This is a genomic window from Mesorhizobium sp. M4A.F.Ca.ET.020.02.1.1 (genome assembly GCF_004022645.1).
Classification (GTDB): Bacteria; Pseudomonadota; Alphaproteobacteria; order Rhizobiales; family Rhizobiaceae; genus Mesorhizobium.
This window is the reverse complement of record NZ_RZOI01001186.1, coordinates 1-1,031: the sequence shown is the minus strand read 5'-3', so window position 1 is coordinate 1,031 and position 1,031 is coordinate 1. Positions and strand designations below refer to the sequence as shown.

2 protein-coding genes are annotated in these 1,031 nt (G+C 66.3%); one reads left to right on the top strand and one right to left on the bottom strand.

Going from position 1 to position 1,031, the window contains the following annotated elements:
* A partial coding sequence (locus EN742_RS35920) for a DUF922 domain-containing protein (protein ID WP_128333937.1) occupies window positions 1-492 on the top strand: 492 nt, incomplete at its 5' end.
* A 19-nt stretch (window positions 493-511) separates the two neighbouring features.
* Here EN742_RS35920 and EN742_RS35915 read toward each other — a convergent pair.
* Window positions 512-1,031: endonuclease/exonuclease/phosphatase family protein (locus EN742_RS35915; RefSeq protein ID WP_348632880.1), on the bottom strand; the 520-nt coding region annotated here is incomplete at its 5' end.

Sequence of the window (1,031 nt, the reverse complement as noted above, 5' to 3'; positions counted from 1 at the left end):
ATATCAGGTACAACAGGCGTGGCCCTGGTCGCGGCGATGGACCGCAACGGCCCCAAGCATGGCTTCATGACCCGCGCCATCGCCGACACCGCCTATACGGTGAATTGGGACCTCGCCATCAGCCGCACCGATGGAGTCTGCCACCTGCGGCAGGCCGACGGCGTGCTCGACCTCACCTACACCTATCCCCGCCTGGCGCAGCCGGCCAATGCCCGACTCGAACGCCGCTGGAAGCGGTTCTTCGCCGGCGTCCGTGCGCATGAGGAGACGCATGGCCGCATCGCCAGGCGCATGATGCAGGCCACCGCGAAGTCGGTCCGTCGGCTCAAGCTTGCCGACAACTGGTTTTGCACCGGCACCCGCCAGGAGGCGAGACGGCGTATCAACGCCGTCTACGCCGAATACGAGGCGAAGCAAAGGGCCTTCGACGCCCGCGAGCACCGCAATGGCGGCCATGTCGAGCATCTGGTGGATGCCTTGATCAAGCCTTGAGGATCGAAGGAACGCAGCGCTAGCGCAGCGTCTTGCCCGGTTGTTTGACGGCCGCCAGCGCCGTCTCATGCTCGTCGTCCGGCTTGTGCTCTTGCGGACGCAGCGAAAACTCCACCAGCACGGGAAGATGATCGGAGCCGGTTTCTTCGAGCCGCGTCGCCGAATGGATGATCACCCCGCCCTTGCTGAACACCTGGTCGATCGGCAGGCCGGCGAAGCGCCGCAGGACATCCGGCAGCTTGATGTACATCCAGGTCGGTCCGGCCGACGGCATGACGGTGAGCTTGCCGAGCGCCGCGACACGCCGCACCGCCGCGCTCCACGGCACGGCGTTGCAGTCGCCGGCCATGATCGCCGTCTCGCCAAGCGAGGCGAGCTGCTCCGACAGTTCACCGATCTGCCAGGACTGCTCGCGCGGCCATGGCCAGCTGAGATGGATCGCGGCGACATCGGCGCTGACACCGCCGAAGTCGACGCGATCCATCTCAGCTGGCCATGGCCGCGCGAGCAGTCCTGGCAGATCGGTGAACTGTCGGAGC